Origin of the sequence: Pseudomonas sp. N-137, assembly GCF_034555295.1 — a bacterium.
Lineage (GTDB): Bacteria > Pseudomonadota > Gammaproteobacteria > Pseudomonadales > Pseudomonadaceae > Aquipseudomonas > Aquipseudomonas rhizophila.
The window spans coordinates 1-15,547 of record NZ_JAXUDQ010000015.1; the positions used below are offsets into that span (position 1 = coordinate 1).

A 15,547-nucleotide genomic window follows, 5' to 3' on the forward strand; every position below is an offset into this window, starting at 1 on the left:
CGGTCGCCGGTAGCCATGGAGAAACTGGCGGCGTGAAACCTTAACTGGTGTCCAGAATTACTTGACCAGTTCAGCTTGCTCGCGAAAGCGGAGTGTCAGTCAGCGCCGATGGGGAATGTGCCACCGCCATCGCGAGCAGGCTCGCTCCCACAAGATCAAGCGTTTCAGTCGCGATTGCGATACTGGGCCGGCACCCACTCATACTTTCCGGCTTCGCGTCGAATATGGCCGATACCGGGGAAGGGCAAATGCGCGACCGCAGACAGGCGCATTTCATCGGCTGAGGTTTCGAACTGACGCAGCCGCTGGGCTCGTGCGTTGTCCTGATTGACGTCAAAACTGATGGTCACCTCGGGCCGGGCGAACTGGATCAGGCCGACGTGCAGGATATCCCCCCAGAAATCGAGGCTTTGGCCCTGACTCTCGACCCTGTAGAAGCTATGGCCCGGCGTGTGGCCCGGTGTCGGGATGGCGGTGATGCCGGGGAGGAGGGTGGTCTTTGCGGTGAACGTCTTGACCTTGCCCGCCTCAAGGTAGGGGCCAATCGTCTTGCGCGCTTCTTCCAGGTGCTTGGGTTCGAGTCCTCTGCTCAGGTTGGCCGGATCCAGGAAGAAATCCACATCGGCCTGACCCACGTGAATGGTCGCGTTGGGGAATAGCATCTGCCCATCCCGCGTCAGCCCGCCGGAATGATCGGTGTGAATGTGGGTGATCAGAATGTCACTGATCTGCTCCGGCCGATAGCCAGCGGCGGCCAGGCTCTGGGGCAGTTTGCCGGCTACATTGCCGAACAGTTCGCCGGCGCCTGTATCCACCAGTACCAGATGAGAACCGGTGTCGATCACGTAGGCGTTGATCGAGGTTTCCACCGGGTTACGGACGAAGCCTTTTTGCAAAAGCGCGTCTATTTGCCCGGTGCTGATGCCCCGCAGCAGCGGGTGAAGATTAAGCGGTAGCGTACCGTCGCTCAGTGCGCTGACCTGTACCTCACCCACTTGGAATCGATAGACGCCCGGCAGCTGGGGTTTGTGTGATCGCGAGGCTTCTATTGGCGTTGCGGTGGAAGTCAGGGGGTAGATCGCTGCCGTGAGGAAAAGGGCAGCTAGCAATGTTGTGCGATGGAGAATGGATTGGGTGTGCATGGCAGGAATCCTGGGCAGCGCGAACCTCAGTGATCGCTGGAGCAAAGATAAGGCGACGGCGGGACGGGGGGAACGCCTGCCTCGGTTATACGACGCATCGTTGTGGCTGATGGCCGGGCGCAGTGACGCGCTTGGGTGAGCTCGTGGCGAGTGGGTTTATCCCCGCTGAAGGGGCGCACCAACTGTTTGGTGCGTGTTTAAGGCTATGCTTATCAGGTCCCCCATAAACACCAAGCAGCCCATCAGGAGAACCCGTGAAACAATCGACACCTGTCGCAGCGCTGCTCTGTCTGCTGCTCGGTACTGGCGTTGCCAGGGCCGAGCCGTATCAGGTGGTCACCGAAGAATGGGCCCCGTACAACTATCAGGAGAACAACCAGCTCACCGGCATGACCACTGAAATCGTGCGAGCCATCATGGCACTGACCGGGGATGACTTCGAGGTGCTGCTGCAGCCCAGCATGCGCGCCACCCAGGTACTGAGGACCCGAAGCAAGACCATCATGTTCTCGCTGTTTCGCACGGCGGAGCGCGAGCCGTTGTACAAGTGGGTCGGGCCGATCGTGGAAGAGTCCATTCATGCCTATCAGTTGGCCAGTACGCCGCCGGTGAACTCCCTGGAACAACTGCTGCACGCCCCGCAGATCACCACGCGACATGCCGGCCTGGTGCCGCAGATGCTGCAGTCGCTGGGCTTCAACAACCTGGACAAAAGTGCAACCGAGAGCAAGCTGCTCTACCGCATGCTGCTCGCCGGGCGCACCAAGATCATCGTAGGTGACACCGATGCCGGGGTGGCTTACTACAGCCGCCAGTTGAATATCGCACCGGGCACACTGCGCAAAATTCCCATCGAACTCTACCGGTCATCGCTGTACATCGCCTTCAGCCTTGACTCTGACGATGAGGTAGTGGCTGCGTGGATAAAGGCTTTGGAGCAGTTGCGGCGCTCTGGCGAGGTGGAGCGGATTCAGCGGCGGTATGAGCGGCCCGTCGGGCAATAAACGAAGCTCGCTCGTCACATCCTCACTTTACACTCTGCACGCGCATGTTGATGGACATGAAGTCCTTTTTGTCCGTGCTGGCGTGATAGAAGAAACCATAGTCAACCAAATAGTAATAATGCTCCAGCGGCACGGGGGTTGTGCTTGGGCGCTGTTGACGATGGCAGCTCAACGCCTTGGCGTTGCCGCTCAAGCCTGGGTTCAAACGTTTGGCGGGGCCTTCACTGTCGACGGTGCAGTCGACGGTTTTCGGCTCATCGCCCATGGTTCCAAGCAGATCGCTAGTGATGCTGCCCCGTTGGGTATAACTCAACTGACTGCCCACAGGCATGTGCTGCCAATCACCCCGAAAACTCAGGCTGTTGACGACCACGGTGTTTTCCGAGCGGGTGGCCTGCTCTCGGCCTGAAAGCCTGATCAGGCCGCGCCAGTTGATCTGGCGGCCATTGAGGTATTCGCTTTTGTGAACAATGTTGAGCTGCTGGGTCGCGGGGTCGGTCGACAGGAAGTACTCAGTGCGTTCTGGCCAGCTTTTTTCAGCATTACTGCCGGTGCCTGCCAGCTCTATATAGGTCAGCGTCTTGGCCGGCGGCGGCATGTGCAGTTGCTCGATACTCTTCAACACACCTGGGTTGATGTCGGGCAGCGCGTCAGCCGCCACCGGTGCCTTGGTGCGCGACTTGAGCGCCAGCAGACCGGCAATGCTTGTCGTCGCGCTGCACACGAGTTCAAACACCTTCAACTGATCCTCGTCGGCCGCCGCAATAACCTTGGCCTCGGGAAACATCTCGACTTTTCCGTCAGTTACTTCGTTATTGGAATTGAGGTAATAACGGGCCAACAGCTTGGCATTTCGTGCTGCACAGTCCATCGTGTACTGCTCACGGATCTGTGTGAAAGGTGCGTTGCTAATCGGGTTGAGACGTGTCTTCGGCTCGTCGTACGCCATCCAGAACTGCACCTGTTTGCCATTTTTTTGCAAACTGCTGTTATCGAGCAACAACCACCGTTCACCTTCGCCCTTCGCCACTTGGCGCCAGTCCGGGATGGGTAGCCTTTTACACGCCTGCGTGAAATCCCGGTTGTTCATCAGCGAGCTGTGATAGCGCGCGGGCAACGCAGTCGCCGGGGCATACTGGGCGGTATTGCTGGAGTAGGAGCGCCGGAGCATGAACGAATAAACCAGGGTGACCTGCGGTTTCGAGCAGGCCGCCGAAAACTGAACAGTTTGCCAGAACGGCAAATTCGGTTCGCGGGGTGCAAACACCTGGAAGTTGATGACGTCGCCCTCGCGCATCAGGCTGTTGGGCGTCAACGGTTGAGCGAGCAGGGCGGCTTGTTTATCGGCCGGCGTCTGGTGGCTGGCGCAAGCGGTTAGCAGCAGGGAGGCGAGGAAAAGGGTTGAGCGTTGCACAGAGGTCTCCGGTAAGTCCATTGAGGGAGGCGTTATTGCTTGGAGGGCAGGAGGTAGGATATAGCTTGTACTCATGCGTGTCGCCGAGGGTTGTGTTTCTTGGATCGAGCCCTCGTTGTGCCGGGCGAACAACCTTTCCTCCACCCAAACCCCTCAAAGCAACCTTTAAATGCCAGAATCTCTTTACCAGATGGTTTTGGAGATCACCATGCTTCACGCATTTGAACAACGGCTCGACCCTTTTCCGCCCGACGAGGCACCTCCGCCACCTGAAGGTCTGGCGCGGTTCCTGTGGGCCTGCACGCGGGGCGCTCGCGGTTACATTCTCGCGCTCGCGCTGCTCAGCGCCGCTGTGTCGATTTACGAAGCCTGGCTGTTTTCTTTTCTCGGGCAGGTCGTGGACATGCTATCGATCTGGCAGGCAGGCGGCGATGCGGCCAGGCAGGAAAGTCGAGTGCTGTGGGGCATCGGTGTGGTGCTGGTGACGAGCATTGGGCTGGTAGCGCTGCGCACGATGGTGCAGCACCAGATATTGGCGATCAATCTGCCGTTGCGGTTGCGCTGGGATTTTCACCGGCTGATGCTGCGGCAAAGCCTTTCGTTCTTCTCCGATGAGTTCTCCGGCCGGGTCACCACCAAGGTGATGCAGACGGCGCTGTCGGTGCGCGAGGTGTTATTCACCATTATCGAGATCGCTCCGGGGATCGGGGTGTACTTCATTGCGATCATCGCGTTGGCCGGCGGCTTTGACTTGAAGCTGATGCTGCCGTTCATTGTCTGGGTGGCGTTGTTCGGTCTTGCCATGCGCTACTTCGTGCCCCGCCTTGAGAAAGTAGGGCAGGAGCAGGCCCATGCGCGGTCATCAATGACCGGGCGTATCTCAGACGCCTACACCAACATCACCACGGTAAAGCTGTTCTCCCATTCCAAACGTGAAGCCCACTTCGCGCGCGCTGCCATGGAGGATTTCAAGCAGACCGGCTTTCGCCAGATGCGCCTGGTCAGCCAGTTCGAGATCGTCAATCAGGCATTGGTGGTCGGGTTGATCATGGGGGCAGGCGGTTATGCCCTATGGCTATGGCACCAAGGTCAAGTGGGCGCGGGTGCGGTGGCGGCGATTATTGCCATGGCGTTGCGCATCAATGGCATGTCGCACTGGATCATGTGGCAAATGACCTCGCTGTTCGAGAGCATCGGCACCGTGCAGGATGGCATGGCGACCCTGGCCTGCGGCCCCAAGGTGCAGGATGCCCCGGACGCCAGGGAGCTGGTCACCACGGGCGGCGCGGTGACTTTCGACAATGTGAGCTTCAATTACAACGGCGAACGCCAGGTGCTCGATGGCCTGAGCCTGAGCATTCGCCCGGGCGAAAAGATCGGGCTGGTGGGCCGCTCCGGTGCCGGTAAATCCACGCTGATCAACCTGCTGCTGCGCTTTTACGACGTGGACAAGGGTGAGATCCGCATCGACGGGCAGAACATCGCGCACGTCACCCAGGACAGTCTGCGCAGTGCCATCGGTATGGTGACTCAGGACACTTCGCTGCTGCACCGCTCCATTCGCGACAACATCGCCTATGGACGCCCCGATGCCACCGACGAGCAAATCCGCAGCGCCGCGGCCAGTGCCCAAGCCGATGGGTTCATCAGCCAACTGAGCGACAAGCAAGGCCACAGCGGCTACGACACCCTGGTGGGCGAGCGGGGTATCAAGCTTTCGGGCGGCCAGCGTCAACGCGTCGCCATTGCCCGGGTAATGCTCAAAAATGCCCCGATCCTGCTGCTTGACGAGGCCACCAGCGCCCTGGATTCAGAGGTCGAAGTCGCCATCCAGGAAAGCCTCGATGAAATGATGCAGGGCAAGACCGTGATCGCCATCGCCCATCGATTGTCCACGATTGCGGCGATGGACAGGCTGATCGTCATGGATGATGGACGCATCATCGAACAAGGCACCCACACCGAATTGCTCGGGAAAAACGGCACCTATGCGCGGTTGTGGCATCACCAGAGTGGCGGATTTCTGGGGGAGGATCAGGGCGTGGCTGAGGCGGTGGAGTAGGTATGAGGGGGAAATAGTCTGGAACGATCATTTTGTGGACTGGCTACTGAGATATCTAGTCGAGGCATCGATCCACTCAACATTCCAGGGAAGCCAATGCTCAGTTCGCTCATATCAAATGGTCAACCACAAACGCCTGACCCATCTGAACTGACGGTCCCCTGGTGGAGTTTTACGAAAACTGTCCTGGCTGGGACGGCTCTATCGTTGGTGCGTGATGGGCTGATTGGATTGGACGACCCCCTTGCTGATCAGCCTTTCACGCTACGCCAGCTGCTACGGCATGAGGCAGGACTCGCCGATTATGGCGAACTTGCGGAGTATCACGCCGCCGTTACGAACAGTGAATCAGCCTGGTCGGCCGATGAAATGATGCAACGCCTTGACGGCACTCGACTTCGATACACCCCTGGAACCGCTTGGCGCTACTCGAATGTGGGCTACTTGCTCATCGGCCGGCTCATTGAACGGCTGACAGATCTGACGCTCGATGAAGCAGTGAGTCAACGCGTGCTAACTCCCCTGGGCCTGTCGAACGTTCGCTTCGCTAAAACGCGAGCAGACCTACAAGCGACCCCTCTTGGAAGCGCCTCAAAATATGACCCCGCCTGGGTCTATCATGGCTTGCTGATCGGCCCGATTTCGCAAGCAGCGCTATTGCTGGACCGACTCCTTTCTGCCGATCTTTTCTCCAAGGGCCTGCTCCAGGAAATGCAGGCAGTACGAGCATTGGGCGGCCCGATTCCCGGACGCCCATGGATCACGCCTGGCTATGGCCTGGGTGTGATGCAGGGTGCGATTGACGGCGGATTTTCCCTCTGCGGACACACAGGCTGCGGGCCTGGCAGTGTCATTGCCGTTTACCGCATCTGCGATGGCGATGCATCGGTTTGTTGCGCCGCTTTTGAGAGGGGGGCTGGTGAAGGTGCGGTCGAAACCTTTGTGGTTGGACAGATGCTGCAAGTCCTGCGGCAGGGGGCTGAAGACGGCTAAATGTTCTTGGCTTCGGTCTCGTGATTGGCCTAACGCCTGCCTGCGGCGTCAAGCCATTACTGCTCAAGCATCAAACCACGCCAAAAGATGATCGGCTTTTCTACCCGTGCGGGTTCCGGTGGCAACTGCTCTTCTATGGACTTGTCGTGCGCTGGCGGCTCCTCTGGTTCAGGCGCCGCAGTCGGGTACTTGGCGGTATACACATCATCTACTGACATCTTTTGTCGTGCGCTTATTTGATTGTTATGGTGACTTTGCCTTTTGATCTGCCCTGCTCGACGTAGCGCAACGCCTCTGCGGTCGATGCAAAAGGGAAGGAGCGATCGATGACCGGTTTGATGACCCCAGCCTCGATAAGCGAGGTGATTTTCTGCAGTTGTATCCCGTTGGCTCGCATGAACAAAAACGCATAGCTCACCCCATGTCTGCGGGCTTTTCTGCGAATACCGCTGCTCAGCAGGCGCATGACTTGCCCCAGCACCCAGGACAGGCCTTGCTCTTGAGCAAATTGCGCGGTCGGCGGCCCTGAAAGGGAAATGAGCTGTCCGCCAGGTTTGAGCACCTTGATCGATTTCTCCAGTACATCGGCGCCGAGGCTGTTCAACACCACGTCGAAATCGCGCAACTCCTTTGCAAAATCCTGCTGTTTGTAATCGATGACCACATCCGCCCCGAGTGCTTTCACCCATTGAACATTCGCCGTACTGGTGGTGGTCGCAACGAAGGCGCCAAGGTGTTTGGCGAGCTGGATAGCAAACGTGCCGACTCCGCCTGATCCAGCATGAATCAACACCTTCTGGCCTTTTTTCAGCTGGGCGGTCTCAACCAGCACCTGCCAGGCCGTCAAAGCCGCCAAGGGGATGGCAGCCGCTTCGGCCATGTCGAGATTCGAGGGTTTCAGCGCGAGCGCGTTTTCGTCCACGGCGATCAGTTCAGCAAACGTCCCGATCCGGGCCTCTGGAGGACGTGCATAGACTTCGTCGCCTGGCTTGAATCGCTTCACCGCCGAACCCGTGCTAACAACCACTCCGGCCAGGTCATTGCCCAATACCAATGGAAACGTATAGGGCAGGATCAGTTTGAATTCCCCCGTTCTGATCTTCGAGTCCAACGGGTTCACGCTGGTTGCATGCACCTGAACCAGAACGTCATGCACACCGACCACAGGGTCGGGCACTTCGCCAATCATTCCGTTCTGCTTGCCGTAGCGGTCGATAAAAAATGCCTTCATGTTGCAGCTGCTCTTGTCGGGGGAATGAGAGTGGGGCGAGGCCGACCTGTCGACATGGGTCAGTCTTGAGTCAAATAGCGCTGCGCCACGGCGGACTGCCTGATCTGCGACAAAAGACCCTGACGCGCGGTTTGCAGGGCATCCCAGCGCTCGCCTTCATGCAGCGGAGGGATGGTCACCGGCTCGCGACGGTCGAAGCCCACCAGGGCGGCATCGACCAGATCACCCACTTCCATGATTTCGCTCAAAGTGTTGATGTCGATACCGGCGCGATCCCAAATCTCCGTGCGGGTGGCTGCGGGCAGTACGGCTTGCACATAGACACCCTGAGGCGACAGTTCCAGGCTCAAGCCTTGGGACAGGAACAGCACGAACGCCTTGGTCGCACCGTAGACCGTCATGCCGAACTCAGGCGCCAGACCCACCACCGAGCCGATGTTGATGATCGCGCCTTCACCTGCTTTGGCCAAGCGCGGCGCGATGGCGCTGGCGAGCCGCACCAGTGCGGTGGTGTTGAGGGCTACCAGTTGTGCAACGCTGTCGGTGCTTTGCTCGATGAAGGTGCCGGACTGTGCGGCGCCGGCATTGTTGACGAGGATGCCGATGCGCGCATCATCCCGCAGGCGCGCTTCGACGCTGTGCAGGTCAGTGAGTTGAGTCAGGTCGGCCTGAAGCACTTCAACGGCGACGTTGTGCTCGCCACGCAACTTCGCGGCGAGCGTTTCCAGGCGAGAGTGATCTCGGGCGACCAACACCAGATCATGTCCGCGTTGGGCGAAACGCTCAGCGTAAACCGCGCCAATGCCGGTGGACGCGCCAGTGATGAGAACGGTAGGGCGAGTAGTCATGATGTCAGCTCTTTGTGAGAAACATGGATTGGGATTGATGCATGAGAAAAAGTCAGGCTCGATCAGCCAGTGCCTGGGCCAAGGTATAGGCGGTAAACAGATTCAGGTCGCTCATGGGAGGTTGTTCCGTGTCCGTTGGTAACTGGTCTGATCGCTGGAAATTATGATGATGATCGAAATCTAAACTGTCAACGGTTTTGATTATGATCAACATCAATGTATGATCAGTCGATGAATTTCCAGCGGTAACGAGGTATCGAAACATGCGCGTGACCAAGGCCCAGGCCCAGGCAAATCGGGAGCACATCGTCGAAACAGCCTCAGTCGTATTTCGCGAGCGCGGTTTTGACGGGGTCGGCGTGGCCGACCTGATGGCCGCCGCCGGCTTCACCCATGGCGGTTTCTACAAACATTTCGGTTCGAAGGCTGACTTGATGGCCGAAGCCTCGGCGAAGAGTCTTGAGCAGTCACTGATCGGCGTCGACGCATTGAGCGTGAAGGACTTCATTGATGTGTATGTGTCGCGGGACCATCGCGACGGGCGCGCCACGGGTTGCACCATGGCAGCGTTGTGCGGTGACGCGGCACGTCAGTCGGACGATTTGAAGGCGGCATTCGCTGAAGGCATCGAGCGCATGTTGCAAACTCTCGGCGAAAAATACCCGACCGGGCCGGATGCGGTGCCGGGTGAGGCGAGGGGGAAAATGATCGACCTGCTGGCGCACGCGGTCGGCGCGATCATGCTATCGCGTGCCTGTCCTGACGACTCGGCGCTGGCCGATGAAATTCTGGCGGTGTGTCATGCGCAAATGATTGCATCTTTACCTAGGCGAGCGTAGCCCGAAGCCAAAATCCAAAGGCTCGAACCGCTCACTCGTGGCCATACGAACATTACGCAGACCCACGGTTTCCAAGTGTGAAGCGTACAACTGCTCCGAAAAATAACTGATCAAAATCGAACGACGGTGCGAACCCACCGAGTTCAGGCTGCCCGCATGCACCAAGTCCACATCGAACACCAGGATGTCACCGGCGCAACCTGAAAGCTGTACGGAGCGTGATTCGTTGGTGAAATCGAATGGCGGCGCTCCCGGCTCGGGCCGATGGCTGCCAGGCACGATACGCGTCGCGCCGTTCTCAGGGCCATAGTCGTCAAAAAAAGCCAGGGCCATGGCAATGTCGCCTGGCCGTTGGGCCGACAAGTCGCGGTGCAGCGGTTGATGGCCGCCACCGGCAAGAGGCTCGCGCCCCTCCACCTGCGACAGAAAGAACCGCTCCTCGATCAACTCCCCCGCGACCGCCAGCACCTGGGGCAGACGACACACAGCCTGAACCTTCGCATCATCGTCCAACAGCGAATGACGCCAGTCCATGCCACGCGGCACGGGCCATTGGTCCGACGGCCGCACACCAGCATCGAACACGGCACGCAGGTCTTCCAGCCATTCGGTTGGGATCGCTTGACGGAGCAGAGCGTACCCATTTCGATGGAGTTGATCGCGGTCAGTCATGGTTTCTCGACTTCCTTGTGCGCACGTTTGCAAGGCTAGTATTCAAAGCAAAGTTGGACCACCCGACACTGCAAAATCGAAAGTGACCAGAGACAAACCCGGAAGGTTTGCAGTTATCATCCGGCCACCATCCAAGAAAAGGACTTCACCGATGAAGCGTCTGTTCGTCTGCACCCTCCTCGCACTGGCCGTCGTCGGCTACGCCAAAGCCAACCAGAGCACCTTCGAAGAAACCAACCAGTGCTCGGAAGATATCGACTGCCAAGGGGATTTCATCTGCAAAAACGGCCTATGCGATCTTCCTGAACCCCAACAAAGCCTCGTTGCAAAACCCACCGTCACGACCCAAATCGCCCCCCCAGCGCCCCCCGGCGTTGCCTATGAAACCTTGCCCGTCAGTGCCGAGCGTGCCGGGCCTTTCACGACCCAGACCCAAGGGACGGGGACCGCGCTGAATTATCAAACGCGCGCTGGGGTGGTGAATGTCATGGAGGCAATTGTCGAGGAGGCTGAGTACACCGGGTATGTGGCGATTGAAAAGGCTTATACGTTTGGGCCGAGCCGGTATGTGGTGGTTGTTTCCACGGGGGAGGGTGGGAATGCTTGCCCGGCGTCTACTTATGTTTTTAGTTTTGATGCCAAGGTCGAGCGTGTTGATGGGAAGCGGGAGGTGGCTGGGTGTTCTGAGTTGGTTGAGGTTGTGGTGGAGGGGAATAGGTTGACGGTTAAGAAGGAGGGGGATGGGACTGTTGTTTTTAATGGGGTTGTGGAGTAGATCGGTGGGGGGGGCGTCTGTTTTCGGCCAGAAGCGGACCTTGAATATCCAAACAACTGCCGAGGTTCATAAACGCATCACGCGTGAGTGCTGGCTCGACGGGCTCGGATTCGGAACTACATGGCCCCGCAGAAACCCACGAACTCAAGATATGTCAAATGCGGGGTAAGCGTCCGGTTAAGGCACGTTGCGATGAGTAAACGCCTAGCAACTGGCCACATATGGCTCCATCAGCGAGCCTCCAACTGCGGATTTTCGATAAAAAAAGCCGCTTCACTGAAGCGGCTTTTCTTTACTTGGAGATGTTTGCTAATACTGCTGCTTTCGCGTCTCTACCGTCGACGGTAGTCACACCAGCCAGCCAGCTATCCAGAGTCTCAGGATGAGCGGCCAGCCATTTTTTCGCTGCACTCAAAGCGGGCTCCTTTTTGTCGAGGGAGTTCATGATGCTGCTCTCCATGTCGACCGTGAATTTCAGATTGCTGTACAACTTGCCAACGTTACCGCAGCGCTCGGCATAGCCTTTGGATGTGATGGTTTTGACCGTTGCTGCGCCGAAATCGGGACCGAAGGAATCATCACCACCCGTTAGATACACGATGTCCATGTTCACGTTCATTGGGTGAGGCGCCCACGCCAGGAACACAATGGGCTTCTTGCGTTGAATCGAGCGACCTACCTCTTGGATCATGCCTGCTTCACCAGACTCGACCAGTTTGAAATCCTTCAAACCATACGAGTTGTCCTTGATGATCTTCTGCACCAACGTGTTTCCGCCGCTACCAGGCTGGATGCCGTAAATGCGGCCTCCGAGCTGGTCTTTAAATTTCTCTATGTCCTTGAAATCCTTCAACCCCTCATCGGCCAGAAATTTTGGAACTGCGAGTGTGTATTTTGCACCTGTGAGGTTAGGGGTTGGGAGAACGGACAAAGAGTCCTTTAGGGGGGTAATCAGAGGATCCTGAGATGGCGACCAGTAGTTAATGAACGTATCCAGCTTGCCATCGCTAAGAGACTTCAGAACGATTGGCAGTGAAAGCATGCTGTCGTCAAATTTATAGCCCAGGCCTTCGGCAACCACCTGAGTCAATGCGTTTGTCGATATACCATCGAGCCATCCCACGTTCGCCGTCTTGATGACTTGGCAACTGCTGGGTTCTTGAGCCATAACCAACACGCTTTGAGATGCCAAGGTTACCGCGATCACGGTTTTGTAAAACTTGTTCATCCGACTCCCCTCTAGAGTTGCACTAACTCTGTTTGACGTATCTGGATGGCAGACTCAAATTTGCACGTGGCTGACGCTTATGAATTGCGCCTTTCCCGCTTCGATTATCGGCCAATCGCCAGTACGGCATAACCGCGTTTCTATTATGAGGAGCATGCGGTTTTCTTATGGATCAGTAGGGAGGGATCCACCTGGATATGCACGTAATAGCGGCAGCACGCTGCCGCTATTACGCAAATTTGAACCGTAAGTAGAGTGCCTAGGCCACAGGTTGGTCGAGCGCGCTGCGGCCCATAGTCTGGTCACCAACGTACTTTTGATCGAATGCTGGCCGAGTGAAAATCCTCCGAACCATAGGCTCGAAGTGCTCCAAAGGGCGAGTCGGGTAATCAGGGTCAAAGGATGATTGGTCCCACTCCTCACAGAAGCGCACACAACTCTCGTAGTAAGGGTGATCCTTGTACAGATCCCGCTCATTACGATCACCGCCGAAGAAGTGCACGTAGTAGTAGTTCTGGAAGAGGCCGTGATAATTGATGACCCAGGTCACCTCTGGACGAACATAAGGGCGAAGGATGGATGCTGCATACTGGGAGTGGTTGTAGGGGGCGAGCTCGTCGCCTAGGTCATGGATCAGCGCTGCAACCACCATCTCCTCATCTGCACCAGCGTCCTCAGCTCTACATGCGGTCTGAAGCGAATGAACGAGCCTGCTCACCTTGTAACCGCTTAGAGAGTGTTCCAGATCCCGCAGGCATTTGAGGAGCCGGTCAGGAAGCTCTTTTGCGAAATCAGTTTCCAGCTGGGTCAGCATTTCATATTCGGCTTTGGTGCCGTCTTTCATCTGGGTAAAAGCTACGGTTTCCATCATCAGTCCTCAGGCTTTCGAATCTTATTGAGCTTTCAAGCTTCTTTTCATGGCTTTGTAGATGCCTTTGGGGCCATCCATATCCATGTAGCAACCTTGCAGATGACGGCGACCTTCATTGGTATCAAAGCTCGTCCGGCCATGGAGGACACGCGTGTTATTGAACATTTGCAGCTCGCCCTTCTCCAGCTTGAAACGTCGCTCAAATGCCGGGTCCACAAAGAGCTCGCCCATGCGACGACGTGCACGGTGGAATACGGCCACGTCGTGTTCATTCAGCAACGGTAGATAGTCGAGGCGTGGGCTATAGCTGACACCTGTCATTCGGCCCAGCGCGTCGGTCATGATGATTGGCCGCCGCTCAATCAGCTCAACGTCGTTATCGACGTGGCGGTAACGCACAGGCACGTTGGCCAGCAGTTCGAAGCCTTCGGGATCTTCCAATTTAAGCTGCTCTGCGACCGCGAGACTGTCAACGAGTGTAGAGAGCCCCCCCGATGTTTCGTTGATCAGGCAGTGCAAAAGCTGGATGCCAGGCATCGGATCGCGATAAGGGTTATCGGTATGAGGATCGAGGTGAATTGAGCGATAGGCCAGGTCATTGGAGTTCGGCCGGGAGTACACCTCGAAGTACTTGCCGAAATTGGTTTCGCGCACCTGGCCAAAGACTCTGCCTACATCCAGAACTGACTCGGCTTCGGTAGGCACGTTCTGGATAACGACAACCCCATAGGTCAAAAACTTGCTGAATGCCTCCAATCGATAATCGAAGTCGGTCAGTCGGTTGAAGTCGATGTAGATGAGTTGGGTGTCAATGTTGCTCTTCCAACTGATGGGCGTTGGCAGGCCATCCAACGGATCGAAGTCGGCACGAAACTCCGTGAGGTCATACAGCCCCGCATAACCATCACTGAATGACAGCCATGCCTGATCTACGCCTTTGGCCTCTGCTTCAACCAGAGTGATGCCGTCAGGAAGGTTATGCGGGTTAAACAGTCTTTGCTGAGTAGTGACATCAAGACTGACAGCGTCCTGGCAGCGCTCCCGCAACCACAGAGGCGCTAGCACAATGGTTTCCCCTGGCAACTGTGCGATCACGGATGCCGGTTGTTGCTTGATTTCAAAAGTGACCTGTACCATGAGAACCTCCAAATAGGTGGTCTCAGTATCCTTACGTGCTCAGGGGATAAACACCCGCAATCCCCTTATTAGAGGGATGCATAAACGTTATGGAGCCGAGCGAACAGGACCTCCCGCCACTTAAATCTTTGGTCGCCTTTGAGGCCACAATCCGCTTGGGTTCGATGACGGCCGCAGCTGTTGAATTGGGCACTACTCAACCGGCAATTTCTCAGCGGATTCGCACCTTGGAGGAGTCGCTTGGGTGTGTACTCTTTGAACGTAACGGTAAGCTGTTGCGACCCACCTATGAGGGTCAGCAGATTTATTCAGGCCTAGCATCCCCGGTGAGTGAAATTAAGGCAGCGGTCAAGCGCATGCGTCGCCATTTCAACAAGCAGAAACCTACCATCTCGATCGCTGCGAATTTTGGATTCTGCTATTTCTGGCTTATGCCGAAATTGCCTGCGCTCCAGGGCCAGTTCCCCCAGATCCAATTCAAGATTCGCCCAGTAAACCTTGACGATGATCCGATGCTTCAAGATGCCGATATCGCCATTCAGTTTGGATCCCTCGACGGTGACTTCCGATTTGAAAAGCTACTGATCCCCGAGACGGTATTCCCAGTGTGCAGTCCAGATCTGGCTGAAAAACTGGGGCTACTGGAAGGTACGAAAATAAGCAGTATCGAGGATCTACCGCTGCTTCATAAGGACAGCGATGACTCCCGGTGGCTGGATTGGCATCACTGGTGCCTGCACGCGAAGATCACTCCGCCAGAGGAAGCGCCAGTTTTTTGCTTCAATAACTATCCGTTGCTGCTGACCGCTGCGCAGGAGGGTCAAGGTATCGCCTTGGGCTGGGCTGGGCTGATCGAAGAGCAGATCAAGGCGGGCAAATTGATCGCTCTCGGGCCTTCAGTAGACCGGCCTCACCGGGGTTACATTGTGAGATCGAACTATCACGAGACACTTCTGGTGAGGGATGTCCTTCAGTGGCTGATTGCGGCAAGCTGACCTTGAAGCCTGCGCCGTTGAATGTCCGCCAAATCCGTTTCCGCTGCTGAAAATCGTGCTGGCGAGGTATTAGATTTACTCGATGCCGATCCCGCCAGGGATCAGACTCGTCTATCCGGCGAGCTTTCTCGCCTAAATGGGTGTCCGGTTTCATTAAACCAATACAGTAGATCTTTAGCCCGGCCGGCTTTCATCATCGCTTTGATCAACTTGATTTTTTCCACAGTTTCAACCGTTCCCGAGAGTGGTTTGTTGAGTTTTTTGATTGAAACCTGTCGATGATCTCTTCTAGCAGATCACATCCATGAACGATACCTTGTCCGCTCCCGAGGTGAA

At 56.7% G+C, this 15,547-nt stretch carries 15 protein-coding genes; 7 read left to right on the plus strand and 8 right to left on the minus strand.

The window, feature by feature from the left end:
* Positions 1–164: 164 nt before the first annotated feature.
* Entirely contained in the window at positions 165–1,142 is a 978-nt protein-coding gene (locus tag T3A99_RS13770) for an MBL fold metallo-hydrolase (RefSeq protein WP_188251585.1), read from the minus strand.
* Between the two features lie 254 nt (positions 1,143–1,396).
* Between T3A99_RS13770 and T3A99_RS13775 the strand changes: the two genes are divergently transcribed.
* Entirely contained in the window at positions 1,397–2,146 is a 750-nt protein-coding gene (locus T3A99_RS13775) for a substrate-binding periplasmic protein (RefSeq protein WP_322834471.1), read from the plus strand.
* Between the two features lie 22 nt (positions 2,147–2,168).
* Here T3A99_RS13775 and T3A99_RS13780 read toward each other — a convergent pair whose 3' ends face one another.
* Positions 2,169–3,635, minus strand: a complete 1,467-nt coding sequence (locus T3A99_RS13780; RefSeq protein WP_322834472.1) for a surface-adhesin E family protein — start codon at positions 3,633–3,635, stop codon at positions 2,169–2,171.
* A 133-nt stretch (positions 3,636–3,768) separates the two neighbouring features.
* On the opposite strand from T3A99_RS13780, the gene T3A99_RS13785 reads away from it, so the two are divergent.
* Positions 3,769–5,622 (plus strand): ABC transporter ATP-binding protein, encoded by a 1,854-nt coding sequence (locus tag T3A99_RS13785; RefSeq protein WP_322834473.1) that lies wholly within the window; start codon positions 3,769–3,771, stop codon positions 5,620–5,622.
* 96 nt (positions 5,623–5,718) lie between these two features.
* Positions 5,719–6,615, plus strand: a complete 897-nt coding sequence (locus T3A99_RS13790) for a serine hydrolase domain-containing protein (protein WP_322834474.1) — start codon at positions 5,719–5,721, stop codon at positions 6,613–6,615.
* 232 nt (positions 6,616–6,847) lie between these two features.
* On the opposite strand, the gene T3A99_RS13795 is transcribed toward T3A99_RS13790, so the two are convergent.
* Both T3A99_RS13795 and T3A99_RS13800 read right to left on the minus strand, forming a co-directional pair.
* Positions 6,848–7,846 carry an NADP-dependent oxidoreductase gene (locus tag T3A99_RS13795; RefSeq protein WP_173407093.1) on the minus strand — a complete coding sequence of 333 codons (999 nt, stop codon included), beginning with the start codon at positions 7,844–7,846 and terminating at the stop codon, positions 6,848–6,850.
* A 59-nt stretch (positions 7,847–7,905) separates the two neighbouring features.
* Positions 7,906–8,694, minus strand: coding sequence for an SDR family NAD(P)-dependent oxidoreductase (locus T3A99_RS13800; RefSeq protein ID WP_076385372.1), 789 nt, complete (start codon positions 8,692–8,694; stop codon positions 7,906–7,908).
* Positions 8,695–8,957: 263 nt separating this feature from the next.
* Between T3A99_RS13800 and T3A99_RS13805 the strand changes: the two genes are divergently transcribed.
* Entirely contained in the window at positions 8,958–9,533 is a 576-nt protein-coding gene (locus T3A99_RS13805; protein WP_160892875.1) for a TetR/AcrR family transcriptional regulator, read from the plus strand.
* On the opposite strand, the gene T3A99_RS13810 is transcribed toward T3A99_RS13805, so the two are convergent.
* Complete coding sequence (locus T3A99_RS13810) at positions 9,516–10,205, minus strand: phytanoyl-CoA dioxygenase family protein (protein ID WP_322834475.1); 690 nt, start codon at positions 10,203–10,205, stop codon at positions 9,516–9,518. The genes T3A99_RS13805 and T3A99_RS13810 overlap by 18 nt on opposite strands.
* Positions 10,206–10,356: 151 nt before the next feature.
* On the opposite strand from T3A99_RS13810, the gene T3A99_RS13815 reads away from it, so the two are divergent.
* Entirely contained in the window at positions 10,357–10,980 is a 624-nt protein-coding gene (locus T3A99_RS13815) for a hypothetical protein (protein WP_322834476.1), read from the plus strand.
* Positions 10,981–11,272: 292 nt separating this feature from the next.
* Here T3A99_RS13815 and choX read toward each other — a convergent pair whose 3' ends face one another.
* The 3 genes from choX to T3A99_RS13830 all read right to left on the minus strand — a co-directional run bounded on the left by choX (position 11,273) and on the right by T3A99_RS13830 (position 14,216).
* Positions 11,273–12,208, minus strand: a complete 936-nt coding sequence (choX, locus tag T3A99_RS13820) for a choline ABC transporter substrate-binding protein (protein ID WP_321144461.1) — start codon at positions 12,206–12,208, stop codon at positions 11,273–11,275.
* A 259-nt stretch (positions 12,209–12,467) separates the two neighbouring features.
* Positions 12,468–13,076: an HD domain-containing protein gene (locus T3A99_RS13825; protein ID WP_322834477.1), complete on the minus strand. Its 609-nt coding sequence runs from the start codon at positions 13,074–13,076 to the stop codon at positions 12,468–12,470.
* 24 nt (positions 13,077–13,100) lie between these two features.
* The gene (locus T3A99_RS13830; protein WP_322834478.1) at positions 13,101–14,216 is read right to left on the minus strand and encodes a TauD/TfdA family dioxygenase; all 1,116 of its coding nucleotides are present in this window, start codon (positions 14,214–14,216) and stop codon (positions 13,101–13,103) included.
* 89 nt (positions 14,217–14,305) lie between these two features.
* Between T3A99_RS13830 and T3A99_RS13835 the strand changes: the two genes are divergently transcribed.
* Together T3A99_RS13835 and T3A99_RS13840 are read left to right on the plus strand one after the other, a co-directional pair.
* Positions 14,306–15,211 (plus strand): LysR substrate-binding domain-containing protein, encoded by a 906-nt coding sequence (locus T3A99_RS13835; protein WP_099603087.1) that lies wholly within the window; start codon positions 14,306–14,308, stop codon positions 15,209–15,211.
* 21 nt (positions 15,212–15,232) lie between these two features.
* Positions 15,233–15,493 (plus strand): hypothetical protein, encoded by a 261-nt coding sequence (locus T3A99_RS13840; RefSeq protein WP_322834479.1) that lies wholly within the window; start codon positions 15,233–15,235, stop codon positions 15,491–15,493.
* Positions 15,494–15,547 lie beyond the last annotated feature (54 nt).